This window comes from Solilutibacter silvestris, assembly GCF_050574925.1.
Classification (GTDB): Bacteria; Pseudomonadota; Gammaproteobacteria; order Xanthomonadales; family Xanthomonadaceae; genus Solilutibacter; species Solilutibacter silvestris_A.
Genome location: NZ_JBCMOO010000002.1, coordinates 380631 through 396728 on the forward strand (window position 1 = coordinate 380631; position 16098 = coordinate 396728).

Annotated in this window: 16 protein-coding genes and 1 tRNA gene; 8 read left to right on the top strand and 9 right to left on the bottom strand. The window is 65.6% G+C overall.

Going from position 1 to position 16098, the window contains the following annotated elements; genetic code table 11:
* From ABE093_RS02435 to ABE093_RS02445, 3 genes are read left to right on the top strand one after another with little or no spacing between them, the layout of a single operon-like run.
* The gene (locus tag ABE093_RS02435) at positions 1–1767 is read left to right on the top strand and encodes a M14 family metallopeptidase (RefSeq protein WP_430759262.1); all 1767 of its coding nucleotides are present in this window, start codon (positions 1–3) and stop codon (positions 1765–1767) included.
* Positions 1764–2258: a ribonuclease domain-containing protein gene (locus ABE093_RS02440; protein WP_430759263.1), complete on the top strand. Its 495-nt coding sequence runs from the start codon at positions 1764–1766 to the stop codon at positions 2256–2258. Before ABE093_RS02435 ends, ABE093_RS02440 begins: the two co-directional genes overlap by 4 nt.
* Positions 2255–2653 (top strand): barstar family protein, encoded by a 399-nt coding sequence (locus ABE093_RS02445; protein WP_430759264.1) that lies wholly within the window; start codon positions 2255–2257, stop codon positions 2651–2653. Before ABE093_RS02440 ends, ABE093_RS02445 begins: the two co-directional genes overlap by 4 nt.
* Positions 2654–2656: 3 nt before the next feature.
* Here ABE093_RS02445 and ABE093_RS02450 read toward each other — a convergent pair whose 3' ends face one another.
* Positions 2657–4219, bottom strand: a complete 1563-nt coding sequence (locus ABE093_RS02450; protein WP_430759265.1) for a protein adenylyltransferase SelO — start codon at positions 4217–4219, stop codon at positions 2657–2659.
* A 143-nt stretch (positions 4220–4362) separates the two neighbouring features.
* Here ABE093_RS02450 and ABE093_RS02455 point away from each other — a divergent pair, with 143 nt between their 5' ends.
* A complete protein-coding gene (locus ABE093_RS02455; RefSeq protein ID WP_430759266.1) occupies positions 4363–6207 on the top strand; it encodes a DEAD/DEAH box helicase in 1845 nt (614 codons plus the stop codon).
* A 12-nt stretch (positions 6208–6219) separates the two neighbouring features.
* Here the strand turns inward: ABE093_RS02455 and ABE093_RS02460 are convergent, their stop codons facing one another.
* Genes ABE093_RS02460 through ABE093_RS02475 form a run of 4 tightly spaced genes read right to left on the bottom strand, consistent with a single transcriptional unit; the run spans position 6220 to position 9266 of the window.
* Positions 6220–6417, bottom strand: a complete 198-nt coding sequence (locus tag ABE093_RS02460) for a hypothetical protein (protein WP_430759267.1) — start codon at positions 6415–6417, stop codon at positions 6220–6222.
* Positions 6414–7172, bottom strand: coding sequence for a sulfurtransferase (locus tag ABE093_RS02465; RefSeq protein WP_430759268.1), 759 nt, complete (start codon positions 7170–7172; stop codon positions 6414–6416). The genes ABE093_RS02460 and ABE093_RS02465 overlap by 4 nt, the downstream gene beginning before the upstream one ends.
* Before the next feature lie 19 nt (positions 7173–7191).
* On the bottom strand, positions 7192–7557 hold the full coding sequence (locus tag ABE093_RS02470) for a DMT family protein (RefSeq protein WP_430759269.1): 366 nt from the start codon (positions 7555–7557) through the stop codon (positions 7192–7194).
* Positions 7557–9266: a M1 family metallopeptidase gene (locus ABE093_RS02475; protein ID WP_430759270.1), complete on the bottom strand. Its 1710-nt coding sequence runs from the start codon at positions 9264–9266 to the stop codon at positions 7557–7559. Before ABE093_RS02475 ends, ABE093_RS02470 begins: the two co-directional genes overlap by 1 nt.
* Positions 9267–9356: 90 nt before the next feature.
* Here ABE093_RS02475 and ABE093_RS02480 point away from each other — a divergent pair, with 90 nt between their 5' ends.
* Both ABE093_RS02480 and ABE093_RS02485 read left to right on the top strand, forming a co-directional pair.
* Positions 9357–9818 carry a response regulator gene (locus ABE093_RS02480; protein ID WP_430759271.1) on the top strand — a complete coding sequence of 154 codons (462 nt, stop codon included), beginning with the start codon at positions 9357–9359 and terminating at the stop codon, positions 9816–9818.
* Positions 9819–9832: 14 nt separating this feature from the next.
* A complete protein-coding gene (locus tag ABE093_RS02485; RefSeq protein WP_430759272.1) occupies positions 9833–10204 on the top strand; it encodes a response regulator in 372 nt (123 codons plus the stop codon).
* A 6-nt stretch (positions 10205–10210) separates the two neighbouring features.
* Here ABE093_RS02485 and ABE093_RS02490 read toward each other — a convergent pair whose 3' ends face one another.
* Both ABE093_RS02490 and ABE093_RS02495 read right to left on the bottom strand, forming a co-directional pair.
* On the bottom strand, positions 10211–11119 hold the full coding sequence (locus ABE093_RS02490; RefSeq protein WP_430759273.1) for a M48 family metallopeptidase: 909 nt from the start codon (positions 11117–11119) through the stop codon (positions 10211–10213).
* Positions 11120–11145: 26 nt separating this feature from the next.
* A complete protein-coding gene (locus tag ABE093_RS02495) occupies positions 11146–12996 on the bottom strand; it encodes a formylglycine-generating enzyme family protein (RefSeq protein WP_430759274.1) in 1851 nt (616 codons plus the stop codon).
* A 45-nt stretch (positions 12997–13041) separates the two neighbouring features.
* Here ABE093_RS02495 and rnd point away from each other — a divergent pair, with 45 nt between their 5' ends.
* On the top strand, positions 13042–14160 hold the full coding sequence (gene rnd, locus ABE093_RS02500; RefSeq protein WP_430759275.1) for a ribonuclease D: 1119 nt from the start codon (positions 13042–13044) through the stop codon (positions 14158–14160).
* A complete protein-coding gene (locus ABE093_RS02505; RefSeq protein ID WP_430759276.1) occupies positions 14153–15529 on the top strand; it encodes an SH3 domain-containing protein in 1377 nt (458 codons plus the stop codon). The genes rnd and ABE093_RS02505 overlap by 8 nt, the downstream gene beginning before the upstream one ends.
* Before the next feature lie 66 nt (positions 15530–15595).
* On the opposite strand, the gene ABE093_RS02510 is transcribed toward ABE093_RS02505, so the two are convergent.
* Positions 15596–15688, bottom strand: a tRNA-Ser gene (locus ABE093_RS02510).
* An 89-nt stretch (positions 15689–15777) separates the two neighbouring features.
* Positions 15778–15969, bottom strand: coding sequence for a carbon storage regulator CsrA (gene csrA, locus ABE093_RS02515; protein WP_430759277.1), 192 nt, complete (start codon positions 15967–15969; stop codon positions 15778–15780).
* Between the last annotated feature and the right edge of the window lie 129 nt (positions 15970–16098).

Genomic DNA, 16098 nt, shown 5'->3' on the forward strand with positions numbered 1-16098 from the left:
ATGCGCCCTCTCGCCTTCTCCTCCCTGATGCTGTCTGCCGCATTTCCACTTGTGGCGTCGGCATCCAGTGACCTCACCACGGTGTCGGAGCGCAGCGGCTTCCTGCGCACCGGCCGCTACGACGAGGTGATCGCGCTGTGCCGCGACTTCCAGGCGAAGTATCCCAAGGCGGTGCGCTGCTTCGATTTCGGCACCACGCCGGAAGGACGCCCGATGAAGGCGCTGGCGGTCTCCACTTCCGGCGCATTGACGCCCGAAGCCGCGCGCGCGCAAGGATTGCCGGTGGTGCTGGCGCAAGGCGGCATCCACGCCGGTGAGATCGACGGCAAGGACGCAGGGTTTCTCGCGATCCGCGAGATGCTGCAAGGAAAGGCCGCCAAGGGCGCACTCGACCGCGTGGTGCTGTTGTTCATCCCGGTGTTCAACGTCGATGGCCACGAGAATTTCCGTGCGTGGAATCGTCCCAACCAGCGCGGCCCGGAGGAAATGGGCTTCCGCGTGACCGCGCAACGCTACAACCTCAACCGCGACTACATGAAGGCCGACGCGCCGGAAATGCAGGCGCTGTTGCGGCTCGACAACGCTTGGGATCCGCTGGTGGAGATCGACTTGCACGTCACCGACGGCGCCAAGTTCCAGCACGACGTCTCGATCACCGGCGAACCCGTGAACTCCGGCGACATGGAATTGCGCAGCGTCGGCCGCGCGGTGAAGGACGGTTTGCTGGAACGCCTGGCCGCGCAGGGATCGCAGCCGCTGGGTTTCTATCCATCGTTCGTCGAGGACGATGATCCGAAATCCGGTTTCATCGAGGGTCCGTCGACGCCGCGCTTCTCGAACGGCTATTACCAGCTGCGCAACCGCGTCGGCATCCTGCTGGAGACGCATTCCTGGCGCACCTATCCGGAACGCGTGCGCATCACCCGCAACGGCATCGTCGACCTGGTCGAACTCACCGCCGCCAACGGCAAGCAATGGCTGGCCGCCGCCCACGCCGCCGACCAGCGCGCGCGCAAGCTCGCGGGCACGCCGGTGGCGTTGAGTTATCGCACCACCGACGACGCACGCATGATCGACTTCAAGGGCTATGCCTACGAGCGCCGCAAGTCCGACATTTCCGGCGGCACGATGACCGAGTACGACGAGTCGAAGCCGCAGGTCTGGCGCATTCCGCTCAAGGACCACGTGGTTGCCGACGCCGAAGTCGCCGCACCGCGCGCGGGCTATCTCGTTCCCGCGGCGTGGGCTTCAGTCGTCGAACCGAAACTGAAGGTGCATGGCATCGAATACCGCAGGCTCGGCAAGGTGCTGCCGAATGCATCGGTCGAAACCTTCCGTGCCGACAGCGCCAAGTTCGGCGGCAATTCCTTCGAAGGCCACCAGCCGCTCACGCTGACCGGGCACTGGACGCCGGAACATCGCGACCTGGTGGCGGGCGCGCTGTTCGTGCCGATCGCCCAGCCGAAGTCGCGCCTGCTGATGGGATTGCTGGAACCGCAGGCGCCCGACGCATTGGTGGCCTGGGGCGAGATGAACAACGCTTTCGAATCCAAGGAGTACATGGAGGGGTACGTGGCCGAGCAGGAAGCCATCAAGATGCTGGCGAACGATCCCGCGCTGAAGAAGGAGTTCGAGCAACGCCTGAAGAACGACGCCGACTTCGCGAAATCGCCGCGCGCGCGCCTCGACTTCTTCTATCGTCGCCATCCGGCCTATGACCAGGCCCTGCGCCTGTATCCGGTCTATCGCACCGACGCGACGCCATGAACACGCCAAATCCCAATCGCCGCCCGATCTGGCCATGGCTGGCGATCCTCGCCCTGCTGTTCTTCGCCATGTGGTGGCATCGCAGCCATGGTGGCGGATCGACCGCCGTCATCGCGCAGCAATCGACATCGCTCCCCGGACGGACCACCGCAGAGTCGCATCCGTTGCCGCCGTTGTCCGGGCGTTCGCACGACAGCGCCGGCGCAACCGCCGCGAATGCAGGACTTCCGCCTGAAGCCCGCGACACCTTGCGCCTGATCGCCCAGGGCGGTCCGTTTCCCTATCGCCAGGATGGCGTGGTCTTCGGCAATCGCGAAGGCCGCCTGCCCGACCACCCCTACGGCTACTACCACGAGTACACGGTGGTGACGCCGGGCGCGCCAACGCGCGGCACCCGGCGCATCATCACCGGCGGTACGCCACCGCAGGTCTGGTACTACACCGACGACCACTATCGCAGTTTCCGTCGCATCGATCCTTCATCGTCATGAGCCTCCATGCCCCGCTGTTTCCGATCGACCTCGCCGTGCGCATCGACGCCGACGAACTGCCGCGCCTGCACGACGACCTGGAGCGCAACGGCCTGGCCTGCATCGATGTCTCGCTGAAGGGATGCCGCGACAAGGCGGAACTGATGGCGCGCATGGCCGCGGCGATGCGCTTTCCCGAACCGCCTCCGTTCGGCGCGAACTGGGACGCGCTCGCCGATGCCCTGCGCGATCTCGAATGGTGGCCGGCCGACGGCTATGCGCTGCTGATCGATGCCCGCGGTTTCATCGACCATGTCCACGACCCGCTGATCCCTGCGCTGGCCGGCGTGTTGCGCGATGTCCGCGCGTTCTGGCAGGAGCAGGACACCGCCTTCGTGCCCTTCTTCCTGCAGTAACGATCAGGAACTGCAGGACAGCATCGAGCATCCGGCGCGATCGCGCGCCCATTCCGGGCGCTTGCCCGCGAACGCTTCGCGTCCGGGCTGGTCATCGTAGGGATGGCGCATCACATCCAGCAATTCGAGGACGCCTGATGGATCGCCCTGTTGTGCGCGTTCGATCGCGCGTTGCGCCAGCCAATTGCGCAGGATGTATTTCGGATTGACCGCACGCATCCGATCGCGGCGCGTCGTCGCATCGAGCGGGTCGTCGGCAAGGCGTTGGCGGTAACGCTGCAGCCACGCCTGCAACTGTTCGCCCGTGGCGACGCGTTTCGCGGCATCGTAGTGGACGTCGCCGAAGGCATCAACGGTCAACGCATCCGCCGGGAGATCCGACAGTGTGCGGAACACCATCGTCATGTCGGCCTCGGCGGCCTGCATCCACGACTGCAGGTCGGCCATCAACACCAGGTCGTTGTCGCGGCACTCGGACAACCCCAGCTTTCCAGCGATATTCTCGCGTTCCGCTTCCGCGTATGTCGCGGCAAACGCATCGAGCCCGGCCTGCAACGGCGCCACGTCATCGAACAACGGCGACAACGCGCGCGCCAGTTGCGTCAGGTTCCAGTAGGCGACGCGCGGTTGCCAGTCGAAGCGATAGCGCCGGCCCTGCGCATCGGTGGTGTTGGGGGTGAAGTCGGGATCGTAGTCGTCGATCCAGCCGTATGGGCCGTAATCGATGGTGAGGCCGAGGATCGACATGTTGTCGGTGTTGAGCACGCCGTGGACAAAGCCGACGCGCATCCATCCCGCGACCAGTCGCGCGGTACGCCGGCAGACTTCGGTGAACCAGTCGCCGACACGATGTTCCGCCGACGACGCCTTCAATTCCGGGAAATGACGGTCGATGGCGAACCCGACCAGCGTCCGCAACAACTCCACTTCGCCACGCGCGCTCGGCAATTCGAAATGCCCGAAGCGCAGGAACGACGGCGCGACCCGGCAGACCACCGCGCCCGCCTCCATCTCGGGATGACCGTCGTAGAACATGTCGCGCAACACCTCCTCGCCCGTCGTGACCAGGCTCAGCGCGCGGGTGGTCGGGATACCGAGATGGTGCATGGCCTCGCTGCAGAGGAATTCGCGCACCGACGAGCGCAACACCGCGCGACCGTCGGCGTGGCGCGAATACGGCGTCCTGCCCGCGCCCTTGAGCTGCAGCTCCCAATCCTGCCCATTCCTGCCGGCGATGGTCCCGAGGGTGATCGCGCGGCCGTCACCGAGCTGTCCCGCCCATTGCCCGAACTGGTGGCCGCCGTAATTGCTGGCGTATGGACGCATGCCGTCGAGCAGGCGGTTGCCGGCAAAGACTTCGGCGAACTCCGCGCTGGCGACCGCTTCGTCGTCGAAACCGAGCGTCGCGGCCATTTCCGGCGAATATGCGAGCAACCGCGGTGCGGCCACCGCTGTCGGCATGACTTCGGACCACAACGCTCCGCGCACTTCGCGCACGACATTGCGGCTGTCGGGATCGCCGGGCAAAACCCGCAGGAATGCGTTGTCGAAGTGCAGGTTTGCCATCAGGCCACGCCAAATACCGTATATTCCATTCAGGGAAACTGGGGATGCCGCCCGCCACGCGCAAGTGCATCCCGGGCCGAAGGTCGGCCACTCGCGTACAATATGCGCCCCCATTTCCCGGCGCCCCACGCCCAGAGAGAGCCATGAGCGCCGAATCCACCGCCACTCCCCCCAAATTCACCGATCTAGGCCTGCCCGAGTCCCTGCTGCATGCCCTCAAGGACATCGGCTACGAGACCCCTTCGCCGATCCAGGCCGCGACCATTCCGCCACTGCTGGCCGGCCGCGACGTGCTCGGCACGGCCCAGACCGGCACCGGCAAGACCGCCGCCTTCGCGCTGCCCGCGCTGACCCGGCTGGATTCGGCCGCGACCAAGCCGCAGGTGCTGGTGCTGGCGCCGACCCGCGAACTGGCGATCCAGGTCGCCGAAGCTTTCCAGAAATACGCGCACCACATCCCCGGTTTCCACGTGTTGCCGATCTACGGCGGCCAGAGCTATCAGCCGCAGCTCGCGGCATTGAAGCGCGGCGTCCACGTGGTGGTTGGAACGCCTGGTCGCGTGATCGACCATCTCGACCGCGGTTCGCTCGACCTGTCGCAACTGCGTTGCCTGGTGCTGGATGAAGCCGACGAAATGCTGCGGATGGGTTTCATCGACGATGTCGAGGCGGTGCTGAAGAAAACCCCGCCGACGCGCCAGGTCGCACTGTTCTCGGCGACGATGCCGGCGCAGATCAAGCGCATCGCCCAGACCTACCTCAAGGATCCGGTCGAGATCGCGATCAAGTCGCAGACCTCCACGGCCGAGAACATCCGCCAGCGCTACTGGATGGTCAGCGGCATCAACAAGCTCGATGCCCTGACCCGCATCCTCGAAGCCGAGCCGTTCGACGGCATGATCATCTTCGCGCGCACCAAGCTCGGCACCGAGGAGCTGGCGGAGAAACTGGCGGCTCGCGGTTTCCGCGCAGCGGCGATCAATGGCGACGTCGAGCAGAAGATGCGCGAACGCACCATCCAGCGCCTCAAGGATGGCCAGATCGACGTGCTGGTGGCCACCGACGTCGCCGCGCGCGGCCTCGACGTGGATCGCATCAGCCACGTGGTGAATTACGACATCCCCTACGACACCGAGAGCTACGTCCATCGCATCGGCCGCACTGGCCGCGCCGGGCGCAAGGGCGAGGCGATCCTGTTCGTCGCCCCGCGCGAACGCGGCATGCTCGGCGCGATCGAGCGTACGACCCGGCAGAAGATCGAACAGATGCAATTGCCGACCGTGGCGACCGTCAACGAGCGCCGCGTCGAGAAATTCTTCGATCGCGTCCAGGCCGAGCTGGAAAACCCCGGCCTGCCGAGTTATCGCGACCTGCTGGAAACCTTCGAGCGCGACCGCAACGTGCCGATGGCCGACGTCGCCGCCGCGCTGGCACACCTGCTGCAGGGCAAGACGCCATTGTTGCTGGACGCCCGCGACATCCAGGAAGCACCGGCGCGCAAGTTCGAACCGCGTGGCGATCGTCCACAGCGTGAAGATCGCCCGCAACGTGGCGATCGCTTTGAACGCAGTGAACGTCCGGAGCGTGGCGAACGTCCCGAGCGCGCCCCGCGCGAGCGCACGCCGCGCGCGCCTGGCGACGATGCCGGCATGATCACCTACCGCATCGACGTCGGTCACAGCCACCGCATCAAGCCGGGCAACATCGTCGGCGCCATCGCCAACGAAGCCGAACTCGATGCGCGCCACATCGGCCGCGTCGACATCCGCGACGACTATTCGCTGGTCGACCTGCCGGAAGGCATGCCGCCGGAACTGCTCGCCCATCTCAAGAAGGTCCGCGTCGGCGGCCAGCAACTGAAGATGCGCGTGGCCGAAGACGGCGACATCGACGCCCCGGTGCGCAAGCGTCCGCCGTTCAAGAAGGAAGGTTTCGGCAAGAAGCCGTCGTTCGGCGCACCGCGCAAGCCGCGCTTTCCGCGCGAGTAACCCACGAACGAATCAATGCATCCCTGCAGTCGCGGGGATGTATTCGTGCAGATTCGGGAACGGCAGGCCGAAGGCCTGCGCGAACAGCCAGTATGCGACCAGCGCCATCGCGACATAGAGGGCGAGCTTCGCCACGAAACCGACGACCTTGAGCGCGAGCCAGATCAACACGATCAGGATGACGATACCGACCACCATGGCCACCGTCATGGCGTGATCTCCACTGCGACATCGCGCAACGGTTTGAGCGCGGGGTCGAGCGCGACGCGTTCGTCGAAGACGAAGCAGCCGCCGTCGTAGCCTTCGCCACCGACGTCCTCGAAGTAGCGCAGGATGCCGCCTTCGAGCTGGAACACGCGATCGATCCCGGCATCGTGCAACCACGGCGCCGCTTTCTCGCAACGCACGCCTCCGGTGCAGAAGCTCACCACGGTGGCGTCGGCGAGTTGCCCGCGCACATTGTCGATAGCTGCCGGCAGGTCGTTGAAGTTGTCGATCGGCAATGTCACCGCGTCGTGGAAGGTCCCGTAGCCGACCTCTTCGCGATTGCGGGTATCGAGCAGCACCACGCGGCGGCCATCGTCGTCGTGGCCGGCGCGCAGCCAGCGCGCGAGATCCCTCGCCTCCACCGCCGGCGCACGTTGCGCTCCGACCGCGGCGGGACGCCCGGCAAACGCGATGATTTCCTGCTTGCGCTTGACCTTCAGTTTCGCGAATGGCACGTGCCGGCTCCAGCTGCGCTTGACCTCGAGATGCGCGAAGCGCCCGTCTTCCTCCATGGCGGCGAGGAACCCTTCGATGCTGGCTTCGTCACCAGCGAGAAAGATGTTGATGCCTTCCGGCGCGACCAGCACTGTGCCGCGCAATTCCCGCGCTTCCGCCAATGCGCGGACGTGCACGATCACGGCATCGACATCGGCGATGTCGACGAAACGATAGGCGGCGATATTGAGCACGGCGTCCATGCCGGCGATTTTACGCGACTCAGCCCTGGCGTCCCCCGGCGAACGTGAACGCCACCGCAGCCAGCACGCAGGCGAAAGCCGCGGCGTGGTTCCAGCGCAGGCGTTCGCCGAACGCCAGCCAGGCGAAGACCACGAACACCACCAGGGTGATGCATTCCTGCAGGATCTTCAGCTGGAACACGCTCATCACGCCGGAACCGATGCGGTTGCCGGGCACCTGGAAGCAGTACTCGAAGAAGGCCAGGCCCCAGCTTGCGAGGATCACGATCCACAACGGGCTGCCCTTGAACTTCAGGTGCCCGTACCACGCCAGGTTCATGAACACGTTGGAAACGGTCAGCAGCGCGAGGAAGCGCAGTACCGCCGGCGAACTCAGCGCGCCCATTACTTGCTCTCCTTGGTCTTGTTGGCGGCGGCCTTGGCGCGGGCGGCGGCATCGGCCTTCCACGTCGCGATTTCCGGGGCATCGCGCAAGACCATGTTGTCGGGGTCGATGGTGTAGCTCTCGTTCGCGGCGATCGCGATCTCGCCGCGGCCCTGCGTCATCGGCACGCGGACCCTGCGCTCGCCAACGCGGACCTCCACCGGCAACGGGAACGGGCGATCGCCATCGGTGGTCCAGTGCAGTTTCAGCTTGCCGCCGGCGCGCTCCACGTCGAGGCGCGGCATCACCGCGCTATGCAGATAGACATCGAAGAACCAGTTCCAGTCCTTGCCGGTGATGCGATTGACCGCATCGACATAATCCTTGCTGGTGGCGTAACGCGGCTTGAAGTTGCCCGGCTTGGGATCGAGGCGTCCGTACACCAACATCCGCATCGATGCGCGGAAGGCGCGATCGCCGATCTGGTGGCGCAAGGTGTGGAGGATCCACGCGCCCTTGTAATAGACATCGGTGCCCGGATCGATCGCTTCCGATTCCGCGGTGCCGTTCGGACGGCTGCGACCGGACACCATCGGGTGCTTGCCGGCGATCAGGCCGCGCTGGCGCAGCATTTCGGCGTCGTAATACATGTGCCCGCGCAGCCATTCCAGATACAGCGGCTGCATGTACATCGCGAAGCCTTCGTGCAGCCAGAAATCGTCGTAGTCGGCATTGGTCATCTGGTTGCCGAACCACTCGTGGGCGAACTCGTGCTGCATCAGCCAGTCGTAGCCGTTGATGTCCTTCTTGTAGTCGTTGCCGTAGGCATTGATGGTCTGGTGTTCCATGCCGAGATGCGGCGTTTCGACCACGCCGACCTTGTCGTCGCTCCACGGATAGGGACCGACGACTTCCTCGAAGAAATCGAGCATCTTCGGCAATTCGGCGTAGAGGCCTTCGGCCTTGCCGCGGTTTCCGCGCAGGTAGTAGAAATCCATCGGCATCGCATTGCCGAAACGGCTGCGGTATTCGCTCTGCAGCAATTCGTACGGACCGATGTTGAGCGCGACGGCATAGGTATCCGGCTGGCGCGCCGACCAGTTCCATGTCCACGTCTTGTCGTTCTTGTCGACGCCAAGCAGGCGGCCGTTGCTTGCGGCGGTCAATCCCGCGGGCACGGTGATGTGCTGGATCACCCGCAGCGGCTTGCCCATCGGATGATCGATGCACGGCCACAACAGGTCGCAGCCCTCGCCTTCCACCGCCGTCGCCACCCAGGGCTCGCCGGTCGGCGCGGTCGCCCAGACGATGCCGCCATCCCATGGCGCGCGCTTGGCCACCAGCGGCTTGCCGTCGTAACGGACATGCACCTTGAAGCTGCCGCCCGCCGCCACCGGCTTGGGCAATGCGAATTCGATGCGGCCTTCGCTGTTCGGACGGTCCTTCGCCGCCAGCGCGACGCCGTCGACATCAAATGCCGAAATCGCATAACGCGGATCGAGCTCCAGCGCGAAACGCGACAACGGGGACTTCGCGCGGAAGGTCAACGTGGCATCGCCCCCCAACGATTTCGCGGCGGGATCGACGGCGAACGCGAGATCCGCCTGTTCGAACACCACCGCCTTCTGTTCAGGACTCATGCCGAAGCCCGACGTCATGGTGTGGTCGGCTGCCGCAGCGACGCCAACGACGGCAAACAGCGGAAGGCACAGCATCCGGGATACGGCCATGACACGTCTCGTTTCGGCTGAAACGTTCATGGTAGCCGAGGCCGGCGCCGTCTTCGCCTCGTCTTCGCATCCGCTCCGCATAATCGCCCCATGAACCTGTCTCGGGATCGATTCATGGATGTTGTCGGACCCATTCTCCTGGTCGAAGACACCGCGAGCGATGCGGAAATGACCATCGGTGCGCTGCACGAGGCGCAGGTGGCCAATCCCATCGTTCATGTCCATGATGGTGTCGAGGCCCTCGATTACCTGCATCGCTGCGGACGCTATGCCGGGCGCACGGGCGACGATCCCGCCCTGGTCCTGCTCGATATCCACATGCCGCGCATGACAGGCCTGGAAGTGCTGCACGCGCTGCGCATGGAAGACGGATTCCGCCACCTCCCGGTGGTGATCCTGTCGTCGTCGTCGGAAGAAGTCGAACTGGCCCGGGACCGCAATCCGGGCGCGAATGCCTACCTGGTCAAGCCGCATGACCTCGATCGCTACTTCGACATCGTCGGCACCATCGGCAAGCTCTGGGGTACTCTCGCGCCAACACCGGGCCACTGAACCAGACACGCTCCATGCACATCCTGTTGATCGAGGACATGGACAGCGATGCCGAGCTGATCCGCCTGGAATTGCTGGGCGAATGGCCGTCACTGCGATTCGATTGGGCGGACACGCGGCAAGCACTGTCGCAGGTTCTGGCGAATCCCCCGCCCGATCTGGTGCTGTGCGATTCGCGCCTGCCGGGACTGCATGGCGCTGAAATCCTCGAACTCGTCACGGTTGCGTGGCCGCAGACGCCATTGGTGTTCTGCGTCGGTTCGCCCGATGGCGACCCGATCCTGCAACCGGTGTTGCCGCGCGCAGCGGCGCTGGTCGACAAGAACCGTCTGCAGGCGCTGGTGCCGACCATCAAGCGAGTGATGGCGGCACCGCGTCCACACTGATCGGACTTATCGCGTCGAAACGCTGGCGCCGTTGCCGCCACCGCAGAATTGCGCGCGGTACTGCATCGCCTTCGGCATCAATTGCTGCAGGTTGGCGATGCGGGTGCCGGCGCTCGGGTGGGTCGATGCGTATTCCGGCGGCGCGCTGCCGTTCTCGGACTGTTCCATGCGCTGCCACAGCGGAATCGCCTGTTGCGGATCGAAGCAGGCCGCCGCCGCAAGCATCAAGCCCATCTCATCGGCCTGGGTTTCCTGCTTGCGCGCATACGGCAATTGCGAGGTCACGCCATAGGCCGAGAACACCGCGTTCTGCAGGTTGGGGTCGATGCCGCTGACCGCGCCCGCCATCGCGCCGAGCTTCTCGAGGTTCTGCCGCGTCATGCGCTGCGCGCCGTGACGCAACAGCGCATGGGTGATTTCGTGGCCGAGCACGACCGCGATCGCATCGGCGTTCTGCGCCACCGGGATCAGGCCGGTATAGACCGCGATCTTGCCGCCCGGCAGGCAGAAAGCATTCACCTGGTCGGACTTGAGCACGTTCACGTCCCAGCTGAAGCTGTTCTCGACATGCTGCGACTGGCCGCCATGCTCCTTCGCCAGCTGGTCTTCGACCGCCGGGATCACCTTGATCAGGCGCGCCGCCACCGCACGCACCTGCTGCGCGAGCTGCGAATTGGGATCGACCGGCTGCTCCTGCTGCATCACTTCCTGATAGGCCTGCAGGCCCATCGCCGATTCCTGCTGCGGCGTGATGCTGGCATCGATATGGACCTTCTCTCCCGTCTCGGGCTGGATCTGCGCCGAGGAGAACCATTTGTAAGCGCCGTACAGCGCGATCAGCAGGACGATGATCAGTCGCGGGTTGAATCCGAATCCGCGTCGCTGCGGGTACTGGCCTTCGGGATCGATCTGCATGGTGGCTCTCCTGGAATTCCCTGTTCTCAAAGATCGCGCGCGACACGAAAACCCGTGCGCGCATTGGTGATGTCGCCGGCCTGCGCCACGCGCCACGACGAGCGTACCTGATCCGGCGCCCCCGCCCATGATCCGCCGCGCACGACCCGGCTGCGGCAGCCCGGATTGAACCACGCCGCGCCATCGGCAGGCGCGCGGCGGTAGCCCTGGTGCCAGCAGTCGGCGACCCACTCGCTGACATTGCCGGCAAGATCGTGAAGACCGAATGCATTCGCCGCGTCGCGCGCCACCGGCGCCGGCCCCCAGTAGCCGTCGCCGTATCCGCGGAAGGCATTGGCCCAGCGATGCCCGCTCGGCGAGACATCGAGCGCACCGGTCAGGTTGCCCGCGCCGGGCGGCGGCGCGCCATCGCCCCACGGGAACTTCCCGGCCCCGCCGGCACGCAAGGCGTATTCGAATTCGGCCTCGGTCGGCAGGTGGTAGGCGCGCCCGGTCTGGGTGCGCAGCCAATCGATGTAGGCCTCGGCATCGCGCACGTCGAGGTGCAACACCGGCAAGTCGCCGCGCGCCGGTCGTCCGGTGTAATCGTCGCGCCAACTCACGCCACTGCGGCGGGCGAAATTGCCGCTGCGCTCGTCATAGACGATCGAATTGCCGCGACGCTCGGCACGCGTGCGATATCCGGTGGCGACAACGAAACGTGCGTAATCGTCGACCCGCACTTCGGTTTCACCCAGGGCGAAGCCGCGCACGAACGTCACCCGGTGTGCCGGCGATTCGGCCTTGCTCGGGCCGGGTTCGTGCGGATCCGCGCCCATCATGAAACTGCCGATCGGCACCACCCGCAGCAATGGCGCGGCGCCACCGGCGCGCAGGGCTTCGCTGAATTGCTGGCCCGGCGCGAATTGCCCGTAATGGGTCGCGAGATCGATCCGCCTTGCAAGGTCGGCGACCGAACCATCGTCCGTCACCGCGACCCGGCGCATTTCCAGCAGCAATGCGCGCGCCGCGTCGATCGCACCGCGTTGCGACGGATCCTGCAGGCGAATCCGCGCATCGACATACATCGATTGCACCTGCTGCACGCGCTGTCGTTCGAAGCGTCGCCATGCGGCGGCAATGACCCGCGGATCGCCATCCGCGGCCTGGGCATGGTGCATCCACGTCACCACGTTGGCGTAATCGTGGGCATTGGCGGCGACCTGGGCCCGCGCGATCATCGCGTCGCGGGTCCGCCGCAGGCCGATGATCGCACGCACGTCGCCGGGACGATTGCGCAGCACCTCGCCGAAATCGGTACGGGCGCCGACGCCGATCTCTCCCCAGCGCCCTTCGGCGAGATCGCGCTCGCCGAGCAGCAGCAGCGCGTCGAGTCCATCCGAGGCATCAAGCCGACCGAGATAACGCTGGACATCGGGATCGTTGGCATTCGCCACACGCAACACCGCGGCGACCTGGTGCGCTTCCGCAGCGGCGCCCGGCCAATCGCCTGCGTTGTCGCGGATCGCGGCATCGCCACGGGCGATCAATCGATGGATCGCACGCTGGCGCAACTCCAGCGCGGCGGCGTTGGCGGGATCGATCCGCAATACCGCGAACACCAGCGGCAATGTCGAACCGGCGTCCTGGTAGAGGCGGTCGCGCTGCAACTGGCGTCCGGCCTGGCGCAATGCATCGGCAACGCTCGTGCCGTCGAGCGTCGCGACCGGCGGCGTCCAGTTCAGGTTGTAATGCGAATGCTCGTCGCCACCGACGGTGACGATGCCGCGCCGCAGTGCTTCGGCTGAATCCGCATCCACCTGCGAAGGCGTCCGTGCGCAGGCAGCCAGCACCAGCCCGGCAAGGAGGATCGCCCACCGTCCGGTTGCCGTGGTCATTCGCTGCATTCGCGTCTCTTGCCGCATTTCGGCTATTGTCACCCAATGACCGAAACACACGCGCCGGCCGCGGAATGGATCCGGGATCCGGCAATCCTGCGGACACTCCGCAGCGAAGCCGGCCCGCGCATTGGCCTCGACACCGAATTCATCCGCGAACGCACCTATTGGCCCGTGCTTGCGCTGGTGCAGATCTCCACGCCCAACCGCATCCTGCTGGTCGATCCCCGCGTTTCCGGCATCCCGGAAGCGCTGCGTGAATGGCTGGATGACGCCTCGATCCTCAAGGTGATGCACAGCGCCGGCGAAGACCTGATCGCGCTGCGCCAGGCCTGCGGAGCGCTGCCGGCGCCGCTGTTCGATACCCAGACCGCCGCCGCACTGGCGGGCATGGGCGCGGGACTGGGCTACCAGGCCCTGGTACGCGAAATCACCGGCGTCGAACTGGCCAAGGGCGAAACCCGCACCGACTGGCTGCAACGACCGCTGACGCCGGCCCAACGCGAATACGCGGCCGATGACGTCCGCCATCTGTTCGCGCTGCATGATGCGTTGGGTGCGCGCCTGCGTGAACTCGGCCGCGAAGGATGGCTGGAACAGGACTGCGCGCTGGCGGTCGAGCTCGCACGCGAACATCGCGCCGATCCGTGGCCGCATCTCGGCGTGCGCGCCGCCCAGATACTCGATCGTCCGGCGCAGACGCGATTGATGCGTCTGCTGCGCTGGCGCGACCAGCGCGCAGTGGAACGCGATCTCCCGCGCAACTGGGTGATCGCGCCGGAACTGGCGATCGATCTCGCACGCATCGATCCTGTCGATCGCGACGCCGTATCGGCACTGCTCGCACGCACGCCCAAGGCGCCGCAATCGCTGGCCGATGCCATCACCCAGGCGCTCTCCAGTGCAGTCGTCGATGAAGCCGGCATGCCGCTGGTAATCGACGACCGCAATCGCGACCGTCGCCAGTTGCAGGCATTGCAGGCAGCCGTGGCGAAACACAGCGGCGAACTGGGATTGCCCGAAGGTGTGCTGGCATCGCGACGCATCCTGCAGGCATGGCAGGACACCGGCGCATGGCCGGAAACGGTGAGCGCGTGGCGCCGCGGCGTACTCGATGCGCTGGTCGCCACGCCAGGCCCGGCAGCGAAGACGGCAAATGCGTAGCCATCGTTTCCTTGTCGCCGGATTGACCGCGACGCTGCTCGCCGCCTGCGCGACAACACCTGCGCCCGCTCCGACACCGTTATCAACCTCTCAATCCGCAACCGTCCCCACGCCGCGCAACGGCAGCGCAGGATTGCAGGTTCCCGGCGTCTCGCCACAGCAGTTGCATGCGGATTACTGGCTGGCGCGCAGCGCCGATGCCGATCGCATCCGCCTCGATGCCGCGCAAGTCGCGACACTCGATGCCGAACAATTCCAGCGCGATCCCACCTTCAATCGTCTCGACGCCTTCCCGGCGACGATGGACGGAAGTCGCGTGCGTGCCTGGATCGAACAACTCGCCAAGCGTCCGTCGGGATTGCTCGGCAAGGATGGCGGCGCGATCGGCGACAGCCAGATCGACGCATGGATGGCCAGCCGCGCGCTCGGCGACATTCCCGCACAAGTGAAAGTGCGTTGGGCGATCGTCACCCAGCGCGCAGACCTCCGTACCTTCCCCACCGATATCCGCGTCTTCCGCAATGCGCAGGGCATCCGCGAACGCATCGACCGTTTCCAGGAAAGCGCACTATTCCCCGGCACACCCGTGGCAGTCCTGCACACCAATCGCGATGGCCGCTGGCTGTTCGTCGCCAGCCCGACCTACAAGGCGTGGATGCATCGCGAACCGCTGGCCTATGCCTCGCAGGCCGAGGTCCTGGCATTCGCGCGCAATGCCAGCCAACGCGTGGTCGCACCGCATCTGCTGGCCGATGGTCGCCAACTCGACATGAGCACGACGGTTGCCGTCGATGGCAGCAAGGCGATCCTGCCGGTGCGTGGCAACGATGGTCAGCTGGCGCAACGCGAAGTCACGCTGCCGGCCGGCAGCACCGTCGCCGGCGCCCTGCCCTACAGCGAACGCAACCTGCTCACGCAAGCCTTTCGCCTGCTCGGTGAACCCTATGGCTGGGGCCACGCCGACGGCACCCGCGATTGCAGCGGCTTCGTCTCCGACGTCTACCGCAGCGTCGGCGTGCAACTGGCGCGCAATACCGGCGACCAGCGCGATTCGCCGGTGTTGCAGACGCAACGCTTCGACGAACACTCCACCCGCGCGCAGCGCCTCGCGGCACTGGCGAAAGCGCAGCCGGGCGATCTGATCTTCATCCCCGGGCACGTGATGATGGTGATCGGCCATCTCGACGGCCGGACCTACGTCATCCACGACACGCCGGGCGTGCGCATCAACGACGCCGCGGGCGATCCGCAGCCTTGGCCGCTCGATGGGGTTTCGGTGACGCCGCTGGAACCGTTGCGCGCCGATGCGCAACGCGACTTCATCGACATCATGCTGGCGTTGCAGCATGTGATGCCGCGCCGCGACTGACCTCCCGGCGCAATGCAATCGCAACGCGCCGCCGCGCGCCCTGCTACCGGGAAGCCGATTTCTTGATGGCGGAAACGGAGGGATTCGAACCCTCGATGCAGCTTTTGACCGCATACTCCCTTAGCAGGGGAGCCCCTTCGGCCTCTCGGGCACGTTTCCGGGTAGTACTCTGGATTCCGGCGCTTGGCCGGGCCGCTAGGATACCGTCGCAGGCGGTTCACGTAAACCGCGCACGCGAACCGGTCGGCTCAGGCTTCCTGATCGACGGGGGCGTCGTCGTCCTTCTGGATCTTCTGGTAGATCTCTTCCCGATGCACCGCGACGTCCTTCGGCGCAGTGATGCCAATACGGACCTGGTTTCCCTTGACGCCCAGGACCGTCACGGTCACCGAGTCTCCAATCATCAGGGTTTCCCCGACTCTGCGGGTCAAAATCAACATCGAGACAACTCTCCAAGATTCGGTCGGTCGGGGGACACCGGCTGAACTTACTAGTTCAGCAATCTGCACATTCTAATCACATAAATCCCAACAGATCAGCCCCTTGTCGGAGCTGAATTGTCGATTTCG